This window comes from Xenorhabdus sp. KK7.4, assembly GCF_963876465.1.
GTDB classification, from domain to species: domain Bacteria; phylum Pseudomonadota; class Gammaproteobacteria; order Enterobacterales; family Enterobacteriaceae; genus Xenorhabdus; species Xenorhabdus stockiae.
In genome coordinates this window covers 1-890 of the sequence record NZ_CAWNQF010000021.1, presented here as the reverse complement: position 1 = coordinate 890, position 890 = coordinate 1, and the positions used below count along the sequence as shown (strand labels likewise).

Sequence of the window (890 nt, the reverse complement as noted above, 5' to 3'; positions counted from 1 at the left end):
TCACTAGAATGCAAATGTCAGATTGCGATGCGCCTGTTAGGGCGCGGCAGGTAAGAGAGCCTTATAGGCGCATATGAAAAACCCCCGGCTATGCCGGGGGATACTTATTAATTAGCCAGTTTAAGATGCATTAGCTTCTTAAACATAAAACCACCCGCTATGCGGGTGGAGTTCAAGGGTTATACCAAGAAAAACACCTTTCCGTTACGATATAGATGTTCAAGCTAATATCCGTAACTTAAATAAGGAAAGGTGTTTATGGGCATTAAAGCACAAAGCTCAGCGCATACAAAGTGGCTGTGTAAATACCATATCGTCTTTTCGCTAAAATATAGACGAAAAATCATCTTCAATTGCAAGTACAAAGGAGTTGAAATAATCGAAGGGCATTTAATGCCAGATCATGTTCATATGCTCGTGAGTATCCCCCCGAAAATAAGTGTTTCCAGTTTTATGGGATATTTAAAAGGTAAAAGCTCGTTGATGATATTTGATAAATATGCCAATTTAAAATACAAATTTGGCAACCGGAAGTTTTGGTCGGAAGAGTACTACGTCAGCACAGTGGGGCTGAATGAAGCCACAATCCGTAAATATATCAGAGAGCAAGAAAAGTCAGATTTACTTCAGGATAAATTAAGTACACGAGAGTATAACGACCCCTTTAAGGGGTGAGCCAAAGAAGCAAAGACACTGAGCTTGAACGAAGAGAAAGCCGCGTCATTTAGGCGCAGTCGGTAACATGCCCTTATAGAGCTAGAGCAAACCACCCGCTATACGGGTGGTTCTGATTGTATATAGAAAACCCCCTGCTAGGCAGGGGGTTCCGTAGAGCTTTCAGCGATGAGGCAGCTATAAAAACCCCTTTTGATTTGTTAAAACACCTTGCG

1 protein-coding gene is annotated in these 890 nt (G+C 41.8%); it reads left to right on the top strand.

Annotated elements, in window-relative coordinates; translation table 11 throughout:
* Window positions 1–258 precede the first annotated feature (258 nt).
* Window positions 259–675, top strand: a complete 417-nt coding sequence (gene tnpA / locus AACS90_RS03640) for an IS200/IS605 family transposase (RefSeq protein ID WP_099123670.1) — start codon at window positions 259–261, stop codon at window positions 673–675.
* Window positions 676–890: the final 215 nt, after the last annotated feature.